Annotated in this window: 10 protein-coding genes, 17 tRNA genes and 3 rRNA genes; 27 read left to right on the top strand and 3 right to left on the bottom strand. The window is 46.1% G+C overall.

Annotated features, from left to right (window positions below; all coding sequences use genetic code 11):
* Window positions 1-175: 175 nt before the first annotated feature.
* The gene (locus ABN702_RS14985) at window positions 176-1,471 is read right to left on the bottom strand and encodes a glutamate-1-semialdehyde 2,1-aminomutase (RefSeq protein WP_417897585.1); all 1,296 of its coding nucleotides are present in this window, start codon (window positions 1,469-1,471) and stop codon (window positions 176-178) included.
* 352 nt (window positions 1,472-1,823) lie between these two features.
* Here ABN702_RS14985 and ABN702_RS14980 point away from each other — a divergent pair, with 352 nt between their 5' ends.
* The 6 genes from ABN702_RS14980 (at window position 1,824) to perR (ending at window position 7,057) form a co-directional block, all read left to right on the top strand.
* A complete protein-coding gene (locus ABN702_RS14980) occupies window positions 1,824-2,246 on the top strand; it encodes a potassium channel family protein (RefSeq protein WP_417897584.1) in 423 nt (140 codons plus the stop codon).
* A gap of 120 nt (window positions 2,247-2,366) precedes the next feature.
* Window positions 2,367-2,837 carry a thioredoxin-dependent thiol peroxidase gene (bcp, locus tag ABN702_RS14975; RefSeq protein ID WP_417897583.1) on the top strand — a complete coding sequence of 157 codons (471 nt, stop codon included), beginning with the start codon at window positions 2,367-2,369 and terminating at the stop codon, window positions 2,835-2,837.
* Window positions 2,838-3,364: 527 nt separating this feature from the next.
* Window positions 3,365-4,912 carry an AbgT family transporter gene (locus tag ABN702_RS14970; RefSeq protein WP_417897582.1) on the top strand — a complete coding sequence of 516 codons (1,548 nt, stop codon included), beginning with the start codon at window positions 3,365-3,367 and terminating at the stop codon, window positions 4,910-4,912.
* 90 nt (window positions 4,913-5,002) lie between these two features.
* Complete coding sequence (locus tag ABN702_RS14965; RefSeq protein WP_417897581.1) at window positions 5,003-5,959, top strand: D-2-hydroxyacid dehydrogenase; 957 nt, start codon at window positions 5,003-5,005, stop codon at window positions 5,957-5,959.
* 2 nt (window positions 5,960-5,961) lie between these two features.
* A complete protein-coding gene (locus ABN702_RS14960) occupies window positions 5,962-6,519 on the top strand; it encodes a cob(I)yrinic acid a,c-diamide adenosyltransferase (protein WP_417897580.1) in 558 nt (185 codons plus the stop codon).
* Between the two features lie 103 nt (window positions 6,520-6,622).
* Complete coding sequence (perR, locus tag ABN702_RS14955) at window positions 6,623-7,057, top strand: peroxide-responsive transcriptional repressor PerR (protein WP_204415488.1); 435 nt, start codon at window positions 6,623-6,625, stop codon at window positions 7,055-7,057.
* Between the two features lie 41 nt (window positions 7,058-7,098).
* Here perR and ABN702_RS14950 read toward each other — a convergent pair whose 3' ends face one another.
* Window positions 7,099-7,452: a YgzB family protein gene (locus ABN702_RS14950; RefSeq protein ID WP_417897579.1), complete on the bottom strand. Its 354-nt coding sequence runs from the start codon at window positions 7,450-7,452 to the stop codon at window positions 7,099-7,101.
* A gap of 189 nt (window positions 7,453-7,641) precedes the next feature.
* On the opposite strand from ABN702_RS14950, the gene ABN702_RS14945 reads away from it, so the two are divergent.
* The 21 genes from ABN702_RS14945 (at window position 7,642) to ABN702_RS14845 (ending at window position 15,664) form a co-directional block, all read left to right on the top strand.
* A complete protein-coding gene (locus ABN702_RS14945) occupies window positions 7,642-8,511 on the top strand; it encodes a nucleotidyltransferase-like protein (protein WP_417900927.1) in 870 nt (289 codons plus the stop codon).
* A 404-nt stretch (window positions 8,512-8,915) separates the two neighbouring features.
* Window positions 8,916-10,465, top strand: a 16S ribosomal RNA gene (locus tag ABN702_RS14940).
* Between the two features lie 292 nt (window positions 10,466-10,757).
* A 23S ribosomal RNA gene (locus tag ABN702_RS14935) occupies window positions 10,758-13,690 on the top strand.
* Window positions 13,691-13,802: 112 nt separating this feature from the next.
* A 5S ribosomal RNA gene (rrf, locus tag ABN702_RS14930) occupies window positions 13,803-13,919 on the top strand.
* The 16S, 23S and 5S rRNA genes sit together here with 17 tRNA genes alongside, the layout of an rRNA operon.
* Before the next feature lie 9 nt (window positions 13,920-13,928).
* Window positions 13,929-14,003: transfer RNA gene (locus ABN702_RS14925), tRNA-Asn, on the top strand.
* A 6-nt stretch (window positions 14,004-14,009) separates the two neighbouring features.
* Window positions 14,010-14,101, top strand: a tRNA-Ser gene (locus tag ABN702_RS14920).
* A 9-nt stretch (window positions 14,102-14,110) separates the two neighbouring features.
* A tRNA-Glu gene (locus ABN702_RS14915) sits at window positions 14,111-14,185 on the top strand.
* Window positions 14,186-14,269: 84 nt separating this feature from the next.
* A tRNA-Val gene (locus ABN702_RS14910) sits at window positions 14,270-14,345 on the top strand.
* A 46-nt stretch (window positions 14,346-14,391) separates the two neighbouring features.
* Window positions 14,392-14,468: transfer RNA gene (locus ABN702_RS14905), tRNA-Met, on the top strand.
* A 4-nt stretch (window positions 14,469-14,472) separates the two neighbouring features.
* Window positions 14,473-14,548, top strand: a tRNA-Asp gene (locus ABN702_RS14900).
* A 7-nt stretch (window positions 14,549-14,555) separates the two neighbouring features.
* Window positions 14,556-14,631, top strand: a tRNA-Phe gene (locus ABN702_RS14895).
* Window positions 14,632-14,654: 23 nt separating this feature from the next.
* Window positions 14,655-14,730: transfer RNA gene (locus ABN702_RS14890), tRNA-Thr, on the top strand.
* A gap of 7 nt (window positions 14,731-14,737) precedes the next feature.
* Window positions 14,738-14,821, top strand: a tRNA-Tyr gene (locus ABN702_RS14885).
* 31 nt (window positions 14,822-14,852) lie between these two features.
* A tRNA-Trp gene (locus tag ABN702_RS14880) sits at window positions 14,853-14,926 on the top strand.
* Between the two features lie 18 nt (window positions 14,927-14,944).
* Window positions 14,945-15,020 (top strand) — tRNA-His (locus ABN702_RS14875).
* Window positions 15,021-15,090: 70 nt separating this feature from the next.
* Window positions 15,091-15,165, top strand: a tRNA-Gln gene (locus ABN702_RS14870).
* Window positions 15,166-15,169: 4 nt separating this feature from the next.
* Window positions 15,170-15,244 (top strand) — tRNA-Gly (locus ABN702_RS14865).
* Window positions 15,245-15,255: 11 nt separating this feature from the next.
* Window positions 15,256-15,329, top strand: a tRNA-Cys gene (locus ABN702_RS14860).
* Between the two features lie 33 nt (window positions 15,330-15,362).
* A tRNA-Leu gene (locus ABN702_RS14855) sits at window positions 15,363-15,451 on the top strand.
* 24 nt (window positions 15,452-15,475) lie between these two features.
* Window positions 15,476-15,556: transfer RNA gene (locus ABN702_RS14850), tRNA-Leu, on the top strand.
* A gap of 34 nt (window positions 15,557-15,590) precedes the next feature.
* A tRNA-Gly gene (locus ABN702_RS14845) sits at window positions 15,591-15,664 on the top strand.
* A gap of 119 nt (window positions 15,665-15,783) precedes the next feature.
* Here ABN702_RS14845 and ABN702_RS14840 read toward each other — a convergent pair.
* The gene (locus ABN702_RS14840) at window positions 15,784-16,482 is read right to left on the bottom strand and encodes a B3/4 domain-containing protein (RefSeq protein WP_417897578.1); all 699 of its coding nucleotides are present in this window, start codon (window positions 16,480-16,482) and stop codon (window positions 15,784-15,786) included.
* Between the last annotated feature and the right edge of the window lie 116 nt (window positions 16,483-16,598).

The raw sequence follows: 16,598 nt of genomic DNA, 5'->3' as shown, positions 1-16,598 counted from the left end.
GAATTTTCAGACTTTAATCTATATACTATCACTTCTTTACGAAAAAATCAATTTTTTATACAAAGAAGGTGAGGCGAGACCTAGTTTTGGTATTTAAAAAAACGTTTATTTGTAAGCGTTTTCAATAGTTTTCATAAAAAAAGAGGAGTGTACTTGTACACTCCTTAATGTATATTTATGCATTCGCCAATTCCTTGAAAGCGTGCTCCACGGCATCCAAAGTCACCGTAACATCCTCTGTTGTATGGGCAGTTGTCACAAACCATGCCTCGTATTTCGAAGGTGCCAGGTTGATGCCCTGGTTCAGCATCAGCTTGAAGAACTTCGCGAATTTCTCGCCATCCGTGTTCTCCGCCTGTTCATAATTCACGACTTTTTCATCAGTAAAGTAGATGGTAAGTGCACCTTTTAAGCGGTTGATGGTTATAGTGATTCCGTATTTTTCCGCTCGTGTCAAAATTCCTTCTTCCAACAGGCTGCCGATATGATCAAGATGCTCATACACGCCTTCCTGCTTCAGGACCTCAAGGCATGCAATGCCGGAAAGGATGGATGCAGGGTTACCGGCCATTGTTCCAGCCTGATACGCTGGTCCGAGTGGTGCAACCTTTTCCATGATTTCTTTGCGTCCGCCGTATGCACCGATAGGAAGTCCGCCGCCGATGATTTTGCCAAGTGCAGTCAAGTCGGGCTTCACGCCAAGCATATCCTGTGCACCGCCATACATGAAACGGAATGCTGTAATGACTTCATCATAAATGACAAGCGCACCCGCTTCATGTGTAAGATCATTGACCTGCTCAAGGAAGCCCGGCATCGGCTCAACGATTCCAAAATTGCCGACAATCGGTTCAACGAGAACTGCTGCGATTTGGTCGCCCCATTTAGCTAAAGCTTCCTTATATGGTTCGATATCATTGAATGGTACTGTGATCACTTCGTTTGCGATGCTTTTAGGAACACCCGCGGAATCCGGAGTACCTAGTGTGGAGGGGCCTGACCCTGCTGCAACTAGCACCAGATCCGAATGCCCGTGGTAGCAGCCTGCAAATTTAATGATTTTATCACGGCCAGTATATGCACGAGCAACGCGGATCGTTGTCATGACAGCCTCGGTGCCGGAATTGACAAACCGGACCTTGTCCATAGCCGGCATCGCTTCCTTCAGCATTTTGGCGAACTTCACTTCATGCGGAGTCGGAGTTCCGAAGAGTACCCCGTTCTTTGCCGCGCGTTCGATTGCTTCGGTGATATGTGGATGCGCATGCCCGGTGATGATAGGACCGTATGCAGCGAGATAATCGATGTATTTATTGCCGTCCACATCCCAGAAATAGGCGCCTTCGCCTCGCTCCATGACAACCGGAGCCCCGCCGCCCACTGCCTTATAAGATCTTGATGGGCTGTTTACCCCGCCAACGATATGCTGCAACGCTTCTTCATGTATCTGTTCTGATTTCGTGAAATTCATATGTATCCTCCTAAGCTTCTAATACGCATAATACGTTATTCTAACATGAAACGGGGTTTCTAATAAAATTTCCTCCTGTGCTATTTTAAAAAATAGGCTCTGTTATTGTGTAGTGTTGATTTTCTAAGAGTCTAGCTGTTGATTGGAGCAATAGGCGAAGATTCCTGCGGGAGGAAGGGACAGGGGAGACCCCGCAGGCGAAGCCGAGGAGGCTCCCGGACCGCCCTTGGGTCGCTGCGCCTAGTGCGGAAATCAACAGCGGTGTTTAACACAGCCGAAAAATAATAAAGCATACCTCCACATCCCTTGCGTATATTGTAATGATGGCATGTCCGCAAATTGGGGGAGTTGGATGCTTTATTTATTGGTGATTCTCTTTATTTTTGTTGCAATCAGTATTAGCTTTTCGAATGTCTTTGCTTCCGACAGCAGAAGTATGCCTTATGTGTCCAAGGAAACCCTGCTTCTTTTGCTTCTGATTTATTTTACCCTGCTTATTTCATTTGGACTTTTATATACAGTGCTGCATATCGAAGGAATACCGGTCCTGGTGGAAAATGGGGTCGAGCTGACAGGGAATTACTTTACGATTTTTACTCATTCCGTCTATTTCAGTGCGGTGACGATATTGACGGTGGGATATGGTGACGTCACACCAATTGGGATAGGGCGTGTCATCGCAATGGCAGAGGCCCTGATCGGCTTTGTAATGCCGGCAGCATTTGTGGTTCGCGTGGTGCTGCATATGGACGGCAGGGAGGCGAAGAAGAAATGATTTTTTCATGGCTGTATAGGAGTAAATAGAGCGTTCGGATGGCTGAAAAGTTGAAAAGGGCTATGGAATTCGATACGCTACTATTACATAGAAGAATTTTTTCAAGGAGGACGAATTTATATGACAGTGGAAACAGGAAAAAAAGCACCTGACTTTTCTTTGCTCGCCAATACAGGACAAGAGGTTAAGTTATCGGATTACAAGGGGAAGAATGTAGTCCTTTATTTTTATCCAAAGGACATGACACCAGGCTGTACAACGCAGGCATGTGATTTCCGGGACAAGCATGAGGATTTCTCCGAAATGGATACGGTCATATTGGGAGTAAGTCCCGATCCGCAAGCCAAGCACGAAAAGTTCATCGAAAAGCACGGTCTGCCGTTTTTGCTGCTTGTCGATGAGGACCACAAGGTTGCTGAGCTTTATGACGTATGGAAGCTGAAGAAGAATTTCGGAAAAGAATATATGGGAATCGAACGAAGCACTTTCATCATTGACAAGGAAGGCCAGCTTGTTAAGGAATGGAGAAAAGTGAAGGTGAAGGGGCATGTGGAGGAAGCGTTGACCTTTATTAAGGAAAACCTGAACTGAGTTTAGCCTATTTTTTCATAAATAAGGCAAACGTCTAATTCCAAAAGGCTGTCCAGAGAGTACCTTATAGTGTAGGGCATACCTCCTCAAAAGTTGACGTGTATAGAGAGTGCAAGCGATCGCAGCTTGCACTCCTTTTTTGTTGTTGTGAGTATTGGGGAGGGTGTGTTGGTGGTGCATGGGTGGGTACGTCGTGTGTGAAAAATGTCGAAATGTGCGTTTTATCGATATGCGGTTCATTTTCGTGGATATATAGGAAAAACCGTTGATATATCTTCTTTTTCGTTGATATCGGATCCCTATTCGTTGATATATGGAAATTTTCGTGGATATATCAATTTTTCGAATTCCACCCGTAATGGCATTCAGATGGTGATTCGACAAACATACTAATAATTTCTAAAATTGGTTATTTTCCGCGATTTGCAAGAACCCTTCCATCCTTTAGAGAAATTTATTATACTGAAATCTGGTTTTTATTCATCGTTTTTTGAAAATTTGCTAGATTGAGAAAGGGGTATCACACAATGGAATCAACAACAAAGAAACGTGGATTTGTTATGCGTGCGTTGGATATGATCGAACGTGCCGGTAACAAGCTTCCACATCCGGTAACATTGTTCGCCATCTTTGCGCTTCTGATCATTGTGCTTTCCGGCGTATTTTCCGCCATGGGTGTACAAGTAGATGATCCGGTAAACGAAGGCGAGGTGCTACAGGTTAAGAACTTACTTAGCGCTGAAGGAATCAAGTATATTTTTGAAAGTGCGGTAACCAACTTTACAGGATTTGCTCCGCTTGGAACGGTTCTTGTAACAATGATCGGTATCGGACTTGCTGAAAGATCAGGCCTGATCAGCGCAGGATTGCGAGGACTTGTAACGTCCGTGCCAAGACAGCTTATGACTGCTGCTCTTGTATTCGGTGGTATCATGTCTTCCATGGCTGCAGATGCAGGTTATGTTGTATTGACTCCGCTAGGGGCTGTACTTTTCGCCGGTCTTGGGCGTCATCCTTTAGCTGGTTTAGCTGCAGCATTTGCTGGGGTTTCCGCTGGATTCAGTGCGAACCTTCTATTGACTTCCCTGGATCCACTACTAGGATCACTTACACAAGAAGCAGCTGCTACAGTTGACCCAGAGTACGCGGAAAACATGAACTATATGATGAACTTCTACTTCATGTTCATTTCCGTGTTTGTTCTTACTATTGTAGGTACATTTGTAACAGACAAGATTGTCGAGCCGCGCCTTGGCGAATACGAGGGTGGTTACCAAGGTGATGTCAACTACCTGAAACCAGAAGAAAAGAAAGGTTTATGGGCTGCACTTTTTGCTTTTGTAGCAACCATTGCAGTATTGGCATTATTGGTTGTTCCATCTTGGGGACCATTACGTGGAGATGGAACTATTCTTGAAGCGCCATTCTTCCACACTCTAGTACCAGTCATTCTTATCATGTTCTTTATTCCAGGTCTGGTTTATGGATTGATTACAAAATCGATCAAGAACGACAAGGATGTAGCAAATCAAATGTCCGACACGATGGCAACGATGGGTGCTTATATCGTGCTTGCCTTCGTAGCAGGTCAATTTGTCGCTTACTTCAATGAAACAAAACTAGGCATCGTTCTTGCTGTTAACGGTGCGGAACTGATTCAAAGTCTTGGCTTTGACAGCGAAAATAAATTAATGGGTATTCTGCTTATCCTTGCATTCATCGTCGTAACAGGATTCATTAACCTGTTCATCGGTAGTGCATCAGCGAAATGGGCAATCATGGCACCGGTTTTCGTACCGATGATGATGGGTCTTGGCTATTCACCGGAGCTGACACAGTTGGCTTATCGAGTAGCTGACTCTACAACAAACATCATTTCACCTTTGATGCCTTACTTCGCAATCGTTATCGCATTCGCGCAGAAATACGATAAAAAAGTGGGAATCGGAACATTGATTTCTACGATGATTCCATACTCTGTGTTCTTTACCATCGTATGGGTAGCAATGCTGATCATCTGGATGCTGACAGGTCTTCCGATTGGGCCGAACGCACCGATTGACTATGTAGGATAAAATAATCAAAAACCGCTTGCTTGTCTTTGGACATGCAGGCGGTTTTTTGTTTATATAAAAGAAAAGCACTTTTTTATGGAGGACGGAGATATGCTGGTTGTATCCACATTTGTACCAGAACAACAGGAGCTGATCGAGAGGTTGGAAAACCGTTTTCCTGCTGTCACTTTTTCTTTTTATCAAAATATAGATCTAGTCCCTTCCAAGGAGTGGGCTTCCGCTGAAGTATTGATAACCTACGGGGAGGATCTGGCGCCGTACCATATTCACGAAGCTTCCGCCCTCCAATGGATCATGGTCACCTCAGCGGGGATGGAACTCATGCCTTTAAAAGAATTGCACGAACGAAACATATTGGTGACCAATGCAAAAGGCATACATAAAATACCGATGGCTGAATATACACTCTCCATGATGCTTCACACAGCACGTAGCACCAAAAAGCTGATTGAAAACGAAGCGATGGGAAAATGGGATCGGAACACACCAATATCCGAACTCCATGGAAAGACAATAGCGATATTGGGTGCAGGAGCCATTGGCGGGGAAATCGCGCGATTGGCATCCGCCTTTTCAATGCGGACCCTAGGAGTAAATAGCAGTGGTCGTGCTGTTCCGTTCATAGATGAAATGTTCACTTTGAACGAGCTGGACGTTGTATTGCCTCAAGCCGACTTTGTCGCCAGTGTACTGCCCAGCACAACAGAAACGAGAAGATTCCTTCAAGATAGGCACTTTTACATGATGAAAAATAGTGCCGTATTCCTGAACCTCGGACGTGGAGATTTAGTGGATGAAAACGTGTTGATACACGCATTGGAAAGTGGTGAAATTGCACATGCCGTCCTTGATGTATTTGAAGTGGAGCCATTGCCGCAGGACCACCATTTCTGGAAGATGGAAAATGTAACCGTTACACCTCACTTATCAAGCAGAACGAAAGGTTATCAGCCGCGTGCACTTGAAATATTCGAGCATAACTTATATGTGTTTTTGCATGGTGGTTCCGATTATCAAAACATAATTGATGTGAAAAGGGGATACTAAATATGAAAATCTATACGAAAACCGGTGACAAAGGGCAGACCTCTCTAGTTTATGGTCAGCGAGTGGACAAAAATCACGACAGAGTGGAAGCCTACGGTACCTGTGATGAAGCGAACTCGATGATTGGATTGGCAGTCGCTTATTTAAGAGAGGAAAAATTCGATAAGAAGGATGAACTGCTTCAATCATTCCAAACCATACAAACCATTCTTTTCCATGTAGGAGCAGAGCTTGCGACTCCAACTGGGAAGGAAGTTCGTTGGAAGCTGAAAGAAGAGCATGTTGCGAAGCTTGAAGAAGAGTTGGATGCGTTGGATGCCACATTGCCTCCACTTAAAAACTTCATATTGCCTGGCGGGACAAAAGCCGGTGCTGCCTTGCATTGTTCAAGAACCATCGTAAGAAGAGCGGAGAGATCGGCGGTGTCCTTGAGTGAAGAGCTTTCCCCAAATGTCCTTGCCTATCTGAATCGTCTTTCCGATTACCTTTTTGTGGTTGCAAGGTACGTCAATACACAATTGAAACAGGAAGAACCTATACTAAAACCTGAATTGTCATAATAACTATATAATAGAAGAAGATTGACAAAAAGATGAATTCCGAGGTACACTAATTATAAATATTATAAAGTAAGAATCTTTATGAAAAGTGAGGTGCATGACTGTGGCAAACGAACAATTAAAGGAAGCGCTCGAAACATTGAAGCAAACTGGAGTTCGAATCACTCCACAGCGTCATGCGATTTTAGAGTATCTTATTCAATCTATGTCTCACCCAACAGCTGATGATATATATAAAGCACTCGAAGGTAAGTTCCCTAACATGAGTGTCGCTACCGTTTATAACAATTTACGCGTGTTTCGTGAGGTTGGTTTGGTAAAAGAACTAACATACGGAGATAACTCTAGTCGTTTCGATTATGTGACAACCGATCACTACCATCTGATTTGTGATGACTGCGGCAAGATTGTCGATTTTCACTATCCGGGTCTCGATGAAGTGGAAGCTCTTGCGGCCCACGTAACAGGATTCAAGGTAAGTCGCCATCGAATGGAGATTTACGGTGTATGTCCTGAGTGCGATAAAGGCGCGCATTAAAGCTGATTTTAACTAAATAAAAAAGCTGATAGGAATCCCTATCAGCTTTCTTTTTTGTGGTTATAGCTTTCGTTAAACTCTTTACCAGCCAGGCTCGGATCCATCGTAAGCGGCTCGTTGCAGAACATGCACATATCCACTCTTCCAAGTACTTTGGTAACCTTGCCGCAACTCGGACAAACTACTTGGACCGCCTTTGTAGAAATGATACCGATCCATAAATATACTGCGGTTGAACCAATAATACATAATAAGCCCAAAATCATAAACAAAGTCATCACAAGCATATTCGTTTTAAAGAAAATTCCGATATACATGACGAAAAATCCGATAAAAACAAGGCTTAATGCGAAGGTTCTAATTCTATTTATTTTATTGGAATATTTACCTGCCATCTACATAACCTCCTAAATCACTATAATATCACAAAAAAGGACAAAAAGTAGATGGCAACCTTCTACATATATCCAACAGATTTATGACAATGCAGTTAACAGAAAGTTCTGGATTACATACATATAGAAGGTTTTTTATAAAAAGTGTCGAATAGTAGGGGGAAACTCTTATTAAATGGAGGTCTAATGATGGAAGATTTACTTCGTCCCATATACCAAGAACGTGCAAGTCAAGCGAATACTCAAGGAATCTTAATGATAGAGAAGAAAAATCCGATCAGTCCCAATACAGATAAATTTGATGTCATCCTTTTTATGATTGTCCGTGAGCAAGAGGTTCCTTTGTTTGTAAAGCACTATGAAATGCAAGACAAAAAGGCTGCCCTCTATATAGCAACCATTGAACAGCTTCACGAATGGATTACCATTGGAACCAACCGTCGTGTGATAGATTGGATCATCAACGGTAAGGTCCTATTTGACCGAAATGAATATATTCATCTACTTCGCGGCAAGCTTCTGGATTTTCCTTTAGAGGATAGAAAATTGAAAATCGGCATCGAATTTTCCAAACTGATCAGAAGATATCTTGAAGGGAAGGACTTTTTTGATTCCAAGCACTATCTAGATGCCTATAACCATATCGTGCATTCCCTGCATCATCTCGCAAGACTTGCAGTAATCGACCATGGTTTCCATCCTGAGCTAACTGTCTGGAGCCAGGTTAAAAAAATTGAACCGGAAATATATAAATTATATGAAGAATTAATTGCAGGAGAGGAACCAATCGATAAAAGACTGGAGCTTCTTTTCCTGGCAAGTGAGTTTCTTATCTATTCCAGAACCAAAACAGGGGCCAAGCATCTGTTGGAGGCGATGGTGGAAAAAGAGGACGCCTGGTCCTACCATGAGTTGCTACATCATCCCGAGCTCTCCAAGTACTCCGTAGATCTAAGTGTTCTAGTCGGCTACCTGGTTGAAAAAGGGTACATCGAAGTAGAACAGGTCGAAACGAAAGGTAAGGGCGTGTACCACCGAAAGTATAAGGTAGTAGAATAACAATAAAGTTATTCCAAGCAAAGAACTCCAGAAATACCCCTTCTTGAATGTGTATTTAATAGGAGATTGTTTCTGGAGTTCACGCTAAAAAAGGACTCGAAAAAATTATTTTAAAAAAGTTTAAAAGTGTTATTGACGGTTATAAAGAATCCATGGTATATTAGTATTCGTCGCCGCAAGAGAAAACAAATTGCGAGACAAACGAAAGAAAAAAGTTAAAAAACATGTTGACTTGAAATGATGAAACATGTTATATTAATAAAGTCGCTTCTGAGCGATTGACTGATTGAAATGATCTTTGAAAACTAAACAAAACAACAGCGTCCACGTTAATCTTATCGAGATTAACAAAGAACGAAAAAGAAATATAAGCTAGTCAACATTTGAGCATAAGCTCAAACTCTTTATTGGAGAGTTTGATCCTGGCTCAGGATGAACGCTGGCGGCGTGCCTAATACATGCAAGTCGAGCGGACTTACAAAAGCTTGCTTTTGTAAGTCAGCGGCGGACGGGTGAGTAACACGTGGGCAACCTGCCCTTGAGACTGGAATAACTTCGGGAAACCGGAGCTAATACCGGATAATATAAGGAACCTCCTGGTTCCTTATTGAAAGATGGTTTCGGCTATCACTTAAGGATGGGCCCGCGGCGCATTAGCTAGTTGGTGAGGTAACGGCTCACCAAGGCGACGATGCGTAGCCGACCTGAGAGGGTGATCGGCCACACTGGGACTGAGACACGGCCCAGACTCCTACGGGAGGCAGCAGTAGGGAATCTTCCACAATGGACGAAAGTCTGATGGAGCAACGCCGCGTGAGTGATGAAGGCCTTCGGGTCGTAAAGCTCTGTTGTTAGGGAAGAACAAGTGCGAGAGTAACTGCTCGCACCTTGACGGTACCTAACCAGAAAGCCACGGCTAACTACGTGCCAGCAGCCGCGGTAATACGTAGGTGGCAAGCGTTATCCGGAATTATTGGGCGTAAAGCGCGCGCAGGTGGTTTTTTAAGTCTGATGTGAAAGCCCACGGCTCAACCGTGGAGGGTCATTGGAAACTGGGGAACTTGAGTGCAGAAGAGGAAAGTGGAATTCCAAGTGTAGCGGTGAAATGCGTAGAGATTTGGAGGAACACCAGTGGCGAAGGCGACTTTCTGGTCTGTAACTGACACTGAGGCGCGAAAGCGTGGGGAGCAAACAGGATTAGATACCCTGGTAGTCCACGCCGTAAACGATGAGTGCTAAGTGTTAGAGGGTTTCCGCCCTTTAGTGCTGCAGCTAACGCATTAAGCACTCCGCCTGGGGAGTACGGTCGCAAGACTGAAACTCAAAGGAATTGACGGGGGCCCGCACAAGCGGTGGAGCATGTGGTTTAATTCGAAGCAACGCGAAGAACCTTACCAGGTCTTGACATCCTCTGACAACCCTAGAGATAGGGCTTTCCCCTTCGGGGGACAGAGTGACAGGTGGTGCATGGTTGTCGTCAGCTCGTGTCGTGAGATGTTGGGTTAAGTCCCGCAACGAGCGCAACCCTTGATCTTAGTTGCCAGCATTAGGTTGGGCACTCTAAGGTGACTGCCGGTGACAAACCGGAGGAAGGTGGGGATGACGTCAAATCATCATGCCCCTTATGACCTGGGCTACACACGTGCTACAATGGACGGTACAAAGGGCAGCAAAACCGCGAGGTCGAGCCAATCCCATAAAACCGTTCTCAGTTCGGATTGCAGGCTGCAACTCGCCTGCATGAAGCCGGAATCGCTAGTAATCGCGGATCAGCATGCCGCGGTGAATACGTTCCCGGGCCTTGTACACACCGCCCGTCACACCACGAGAGTTTGTAACACCCGAAGTCGGTGGGGTAACCTTTTGGAGCCAGCCGCCTAAGGTGGGACAGATGATTGGGGTGAAGTCGTAACAAGGTAGCCGTATCGGAAGGTGCGGCTGGATCACCTCCTTTCTAAGGAATATGACGCTGTTTGTTTTGTTTAGTTTTGAGAGAGCATTCTCTCAAAAAAATATGCGCTTGCGTCTGCAAGTGAATTCAAGAAGTTGGATTCCTCAGCGCATGGCAGCATGAAGTAACGCTCTGAAGCATCGCATGAAGTGATGCAAATCAGTAGCCATGTTCCTTGAAAACTAGATAACGTTAAGTAATATCAAGATACATTCACAAGTATCGTTCATCTTAGTAATTTTCTTTTAAGATATCATCGCTGATATCGAAAAAACATGACAATTAGTTTGTCAACGGTTAAGTTATTAAGGGCGCACGGTGGATGCCTTGGCACTAGGAGCCGATGAAGGACGGGACTAACACCGATATGCTTCGGGGAGCTGTAAGTAAGCTTTGATCCGGAGATTTCCGAATGGGGAAACCCACTGCTCGTAATGGAGCAGTATCTTTACCTGAATACATAGGGTACTGAAGGCAGACCCGGGGAACTGAAACATCTTAGTACCCGGAGGAAGAGAAAGCAAACGCGATTTCCTGAGTAGCGGCGAGCGAAACGGAATTAGCCCAAACCAAGAGGCTTGCCTCTTGGGGTTGTAGGACACTCAACATGGAGTTACAAAGGAACGGGGTAAATGAAGCGATCTGGAAAGGTCCGTCATAGAAGGTAAAAACCCTGTAGTTGAAACTTCGTTCCCTCCTGAGTGGATCCTGAGTACGGCGGGACACGAGAAATCCCGTCGGAAGCAGGGAGGACCATCTCCCAAGGCTAAATACTCCCTAGTGACCGATAGTGAACCAGTACCGTGAGGGAAAGGTGAAAAGCACCCCGGAAGGGGAGTGAAATAGATCCTGAAACCGTGTGCCTACAAGTAGTTAGAGCCCGTTAATGGGTGATAGCGTGCCTTTTGTAGAATGAACCGGCGAGTTACGATCCCGTGCAAGGTTAAGTCGATGAGACGGAGCCGTAGCGAAAGCGAGTCTGAATAGGGCGAATGAGTACGTGGTCGTAGACCCGAAACCAGGTGATCTACCCATGTCCAGGGTGAAGTTCAGGTAACACTGAATGGAGGCCCGAACCGACTCACGTTGAAAAGTGAGCGGATGAGGTGTGGGTAGGGGTGAAATGCCAATCGAACCTGGAGATAGCTGGTTCTCTCCGAAATAGCTTTAGGGCTAGCCTCATATGTTAGAGTCTTGGAGGTAGAGCACTGATTGGACTAGGGGTCCTCATCGGATTACCGAATTCAGTCAAACTCCGAATGCCAAAGACTTATCTATGGGAGTCAGACTGCGAGTGATAAGATCCGTAGTCAAGAGGGAAACAGCCCAGACCGCCAGCTAAGGTCCCAAAGTATACGTTAAGTGGAAAAGGATGTGGAGTTGCTTAGACAACCAGGATGTTGGCTTAGAAGCAGCCACCATTTAAAGAGTGCGTAATAGCTCACTGGTCGAGTGACTCTGCGCCGAAAATGTACCGGGGCTAAACGTATCACCGAAGCTGCGGACTGTTCTTACGAACAGTGGTAGGAGAGCGTTCTAAGGGCGTTGAAGCTAGACCGGAAGGACTGGTGGAGCGCTTAGAAGTGAGAATGCCGGTATGAGTAGCGAAAGAAGGGTGAGAATCCCTTCCACCGAATGCCTAAGGTTTCCTGAGGAAGGCTCGTCCGCTCAGGGTTAGTCGGGACCTAAGCCGAGGCCGAAAGGCGTAGGCGATGGATAACAGGTTGATATTCCTGTACCACCTCCACTCCGTTTGAGCAATGGGGGGACGCAGAAGGATAGGGTAAGCGCACTGTTGGATATGTGCGTCTAAGCAGCAAGGCTGAGAAGTAGGCAAATCCGCTTCTCCTATAAGGCTGAGCTGTGACAGCGAGGGAAATATAGTACCGAAGTTCCTGATTTCACACTGCCAAGAAAAGCCTCTAGCGAGGAGTATGGTGCCCGTACCGCAAACCGACACAGGTAGGCGAGGAGAGAATCCTAAGGTGAGCGAGAGAACTCTGGTTAAGGAACTCGGCAAAATGACCCCGTAACTTCGGGAGAAGGGGTGCTCTGTTAGGGTGTTAAAGCCCGAGAGAGCCGCAGTGAATAGGCCCAGGCGACTGTTTAGCAAAAACACAGGTCTCTGCGAAGCCGTAAGGCGAAGTATAGGGGCTGACGCCTGCCCGGTGCTGGAAGGTTAAGGGGAGAGGTTAGCGCAAGCGAAGCTTTGAACCGAAGCCCCAGTAAACGGCGGCCGTAACTATAACGGTCCTAAGGTAGCGAAATTCCTTGTCGGGTAAGTTCCGACCCGCACGAAAGGCGTAACGATCTGGGCACTGTCTCAACCAGAGACTCGGTGAAATTATAGTACCTGTGAAGATGCAGGTTACCCGCGACAGGACGGAAAGACCCCGTGGAGCTTTACTGTAGCCTGATATTGAATTTTGGTACAGCTTGTACAGGATAGGTAGGAGCCTGAGAAGCCGGAGCGCTAGCTTCGGTGGAGGCGTCGGTGGGATACTACCCTGGCTGTATTGAAATTCTAACCCGCAGCCCTTATCGGGCTGGGAGACAGTGTCAGGTGGGCAGTTTGACTGGGGCGGTCGCCTCCTAAAGAGTAACGGAGGCGCCCAAAGGTTCCCTCAGAATGGTTGGAAATCATTCGCAGAGTGTAAAGGCACAAGGGAGCTTGACTGCGAGACCTACAAGTCGAGCAGGGACGAAAGTCGGGCTTAGTGATCCGGTGGTTCCGCATGGAAGGGCCATCGCTCAACGGATAAAAGCTACCCCGGGGATAACAGGCTTATCTCCCCCAAGAGTCCACATCGACGGGGAGGTTTGGCACCTCGATGTCGGCTCATCGCATCCTGGGGCTGTAGTCGGTCCCAAGGGTTGGGCTGTTCGCCCATTAAAGCGGTACGCGAGCTGGGTTCAGAACGTCGTGAGACAGTTCGGTCCCTATCCGTCGTGGGCGCAGGAAATTTGAGAGGAGCTGTCCTTAGTACGAGAGGACCGGGATGGACGCACCGCTGGTGTACCAGTTGTCTTGCCAAAGGCATAGCTGGGTAGCTACGTGCGGACGGGATAAGTGCTGAAAGCATCTAAGCATGAAGCCCCCCTCAAGATGAGATTTCCTTTTACTTCGGTAAGTAAGATCCCTGAAAGATGATCAGGTAGATAGGTTCGAGGTGGAAGCATGGCGACATGTGGAGCTGACGAATACTAATCGATCGAGGACTTAACCAAAAAACAATGAACGACACTTGTGAATCTTGATAAGAAAAACGTTATCTAGTTTTGAAGGAATATAGCAAAAAAATGCTTGATTTTCTTCAAAGATATATTATAATAATATTTGTCTGGTAATGATGGCGAAGAGGCCACACCCGTTCCCATACCGAACACGGAAGTTAAGCTCTTCAGCGCCGATGGTAGTTGGGGGCTGTCCCCCTGTGAGAGTAGGACGTTGCCAGGCTGATATTGATCCACCATAGCTCAGCGGTAGAGCATTCGGCTGTTAACCGAAGGGTCGTAGGTTCGAATCCTACTGGTGGAGCCATATTATGGAGAGCTGTCCGAGTGGCCGAAGGAGCACGATTGGAAATCGTGTAGACGGTCAACGCCGTCTCAAGGGTTCAAATCCCTTGCTCTCCGCCATTATTTATTGGCCCGTTGGTCAAGCGGTTAAGACACCGCCCTTTCACGGCGGTAACACGGGTTCGAATCCCGTACGGGTCACCAAAGTTTTTTCGCGCTAGCGAAAATAACTAACCAAATCGCGCTAGCGAAAAAAATATTCCTTTTGAAAATAACTTTTATTACATTGGAGGATTAGCTCAGCTGGGAGAGCATCTGCCTTACAAGCAGAGGGTCGGCGGTTCGATCCCGTCATCCTCCACCATTAAGTTTTTATAGAATACTATAAGTCATAACTTAATTAATATTATCGCGGGGTGGAGCAGTCTGGTAGCTCGTCGGGCTCATAACCCGAAGGTCGCAGGTTCAAATCCTGTCCCCGCAACCAAAATGGTCCCGTGGTGTAGCGGTTAACATGCCTGCCTGTCACGCAGGAGATCGCCGGTTCGATCCCGGTCGGGACCGCCATTTTTAAGGCTCGGTAGCTCAGTTGGTAGAGCAATGGACTGAAAATCCATGTGTCGGCGGTTCGATTCCGTCCCGAGCCACCATTTTCCTTGAAAAGTTTTCATTTGCCGGTGTAGCTCAGTTGGTAGAGCAACTGACTTGTAATCAGTAGGTCGTGGGTTCGACTCCTATCGCCGGCACCACATATATGGAGGGGTAGCGAAGTGGCTAAACGCGGCGGACTGTAAATCCGCTCCTTCGGGTTCGGCAGTTCGAATCTGCCCCCCTCCACCATTTTCTAAAAAAGAGTAACATATTCATCTATAGGGGCATAGTTTAACGGTAGAACAGAGGTCTCCAAAACCTCCGGTGTGGGTTCGATTCCTACTGCCCCTGCCAATTTTTATTAATATTGTGGCGGTTGTGGCGAAGTGGTTAACGCACCTGATTGTGGTTCAGGCATTCGTGGGTTCGATTCCCATCAGTCGCCCCATTATTTTTTAAATGATTGATTTACTCATATAGATCAATACAAATAGCATAAATATTAATAGCAATATTATTGGGCTATAGCCAAGCGGTAAGGCATCGCACTTTGACTGCGACATGCGTTGGTTCGAATCCAGCTAGCCCAGCCATTTTGCGGAAGTAGTTCAGTGGTAGAACACCACCTTGCCAAGGTGGGGGTCGCGGGTTCGAATCCCGTCTTCCGCTCCATATAACATTCAGGTGGCATAGCCAAGTGGTAAGGCCAAGGTCTGCAAAACCTTTATCACCGGTTCAAATCCGGTTGCCACCTCCACTATTCAAAAAACGAAGGCTTATATAGATATAAGCCGGGGTGGCGGAACTGGCAGACGCACAGGACTTAAAATCCTGCGGTAGGTGACTACCGTACCGGTTCGATTCCGGTCCTCGGCACCATTTGAATAGTTGTTTTATTGTTATGCCGGTGTGGCGGAATTGGCAGACGCGCACGACTCAAAATCGTGTTCCTCTGGAGTGCCGGTTCGACCCCGGCCACCGGTACTTAAAGTATAGACAAGTTCTCGAACCTGTCTATGCGGGTGTAGTTTAATGGTAAAACCTCAGCCTTCCAAGCTGATGTCGTGGGTTCGATTCCCATCACCCGCTCCATACATAGTATATAACGCAGTGTCTCGTTTCTTGAAAACGATGCATTGCGTTTTTTAGTTTATACATAAAAGGCAGCGAATGCAAAAGGCCCCTTCTTGTTAAATGAAGAGGCTCTCAATTTATATGCTGTTGTTTATGTGGGACAAGGAACCTGTCCCCAACATGACTACGCGTCCCGTGCCGCCATGGACTTGGGTGAACATTTTTAGAATGGCGTCTAGCATTTTTTTGCATTCTTCTGTGTCCATGGAGGGCTTAAGGTATATGATCTGTACTGCTGAAGTGGTGGTTTCTGTGATGGCGGTTCTTTGGCTGTCTACAAAGGGACTGCCGAAGGAGCTTGTGGCGTCTTTTGCATGTACCATGTTCTTGAGGCTGATTTCCCGACCATTGAGTCCTTCGTAGGTGCTTTCTGCCTCTCCAATTGTAATGGAGATGTCCCCGTTAATCTTTGTGGAATCATAGATACCTAGGGGGATTTCGTATTTTAGGGAGAAGAAGTTATTCAGGTCTACAGCAGAGTTGAAAGGCTCCAGGAACTGTCCTTTTTTAATACGGCGATAAAGGGCTTCAACCGAAGGGCGATATCTGGAAGGGTCTGTGCCGGTTTGTTTGAAGACAGACCGCCATTCCATGATTCCTGGTATGTCTTTCATTTCTTTCTCAAGCAGGTCTATGTTCAAGGATTCCTGAAAAAGGCGGATCCTTCCTTTCAGCATTTGAGGGGAGCTGCCAATTGTGATATCTTCATAGAATATGATACCGAATTTTGCATTGGGGATAAGTTTTTTGACTATAGATTCCAGCGTTACTTGCATACTTTTCATCCCTTCCATTGTTTTCAATATGGTAAGTGTATCATATTTCGTTTAGGATATAGAAATGATGAATGATAGAAAGGCTTTAAGCAGTTTTTATAGAGGAGGTGTTTATT

This window comes from Bacillus haimaensis (genome assembly GCF_048270625.1).
Taxonomy (GTDB): Bacteria; Bacillota; Bacilli; order Bacillales; family Bacillaceae_I; genus Sutcliffiella_A; species Sutcliffiella_A haimaensis.
The sequence above is the reverse complement of the archived record's forward strand: the minus strand, read 5'-3'. Positions and strand labels throughout refer to the sequence as shown.

Excerpts from the sequence above, each read along its gene's own strand:
- ABN702_RS14980 (WP_417897584.1), top strand. The coding sequence starts at position 1,824 with ATGCTTTATTTATTGGTGATTCTCTTTATTTTTGTTGCAATCAGTATT.
- ABN702_RS14970 (WP_417897582.1), top strand. The coding sequence starts at position 3,365 with ATGGAATCAACAACAAAGAAACGTGGATTTGTTATGCGTGCGTTGGAT.
- bcp (WP_417897583.1), top strand. The coding sequence starts at position 2,367 with ATGACAGTGGAAACAGGAAAAAAAGCACCTGACTTTTCTTTGCTCGCC.
- ABN702_RS14965 (WP_417897581.1), top strand. The coding sequence starts at position 5,003 with ATGCTGGTTGTATCCACATTTGTACCAGAACAACAGGAGCTGATCGAG.
- ABN702_RS14950 (WP_417897579.1), bottom strand. The coding sequence starts at position 7,452 with ATGGCAGGTAAATATTCCAATAAAATAAATAGAATTAGAACCTTCGCA.
- ABN702_RS14945 (WP_417900927.1), top strand. The coding sequence starts at position 7,642 with ATGGAAGATTTACTTCGTCCCATATACCAAGAACGTGCAAGTCAAGCG.
- ABN702_RS14840 (WP_417897578.1), bottom strand. The coding sequence starts at position 16,482 with ATGCAAGTAACGCTGGAATCTATAGTCAAAAAACTTATCCCCAATGCA.
- ABN702_RS14960 (WP_417897580.1), top strand. The coding sequence starts at position 5,962 with ATGAAAATCTATACGAAAACCGGTGACAAAGGGCAGACCTCTCTAGTT.
- ABN702_RS14985 (WP_417897585.1), bottom strand. The coding sequence starts at position 1,471 with ATGAATTTCACGAAATCAGAACAGATACATGAAGAAGCGTTGCAGCAT.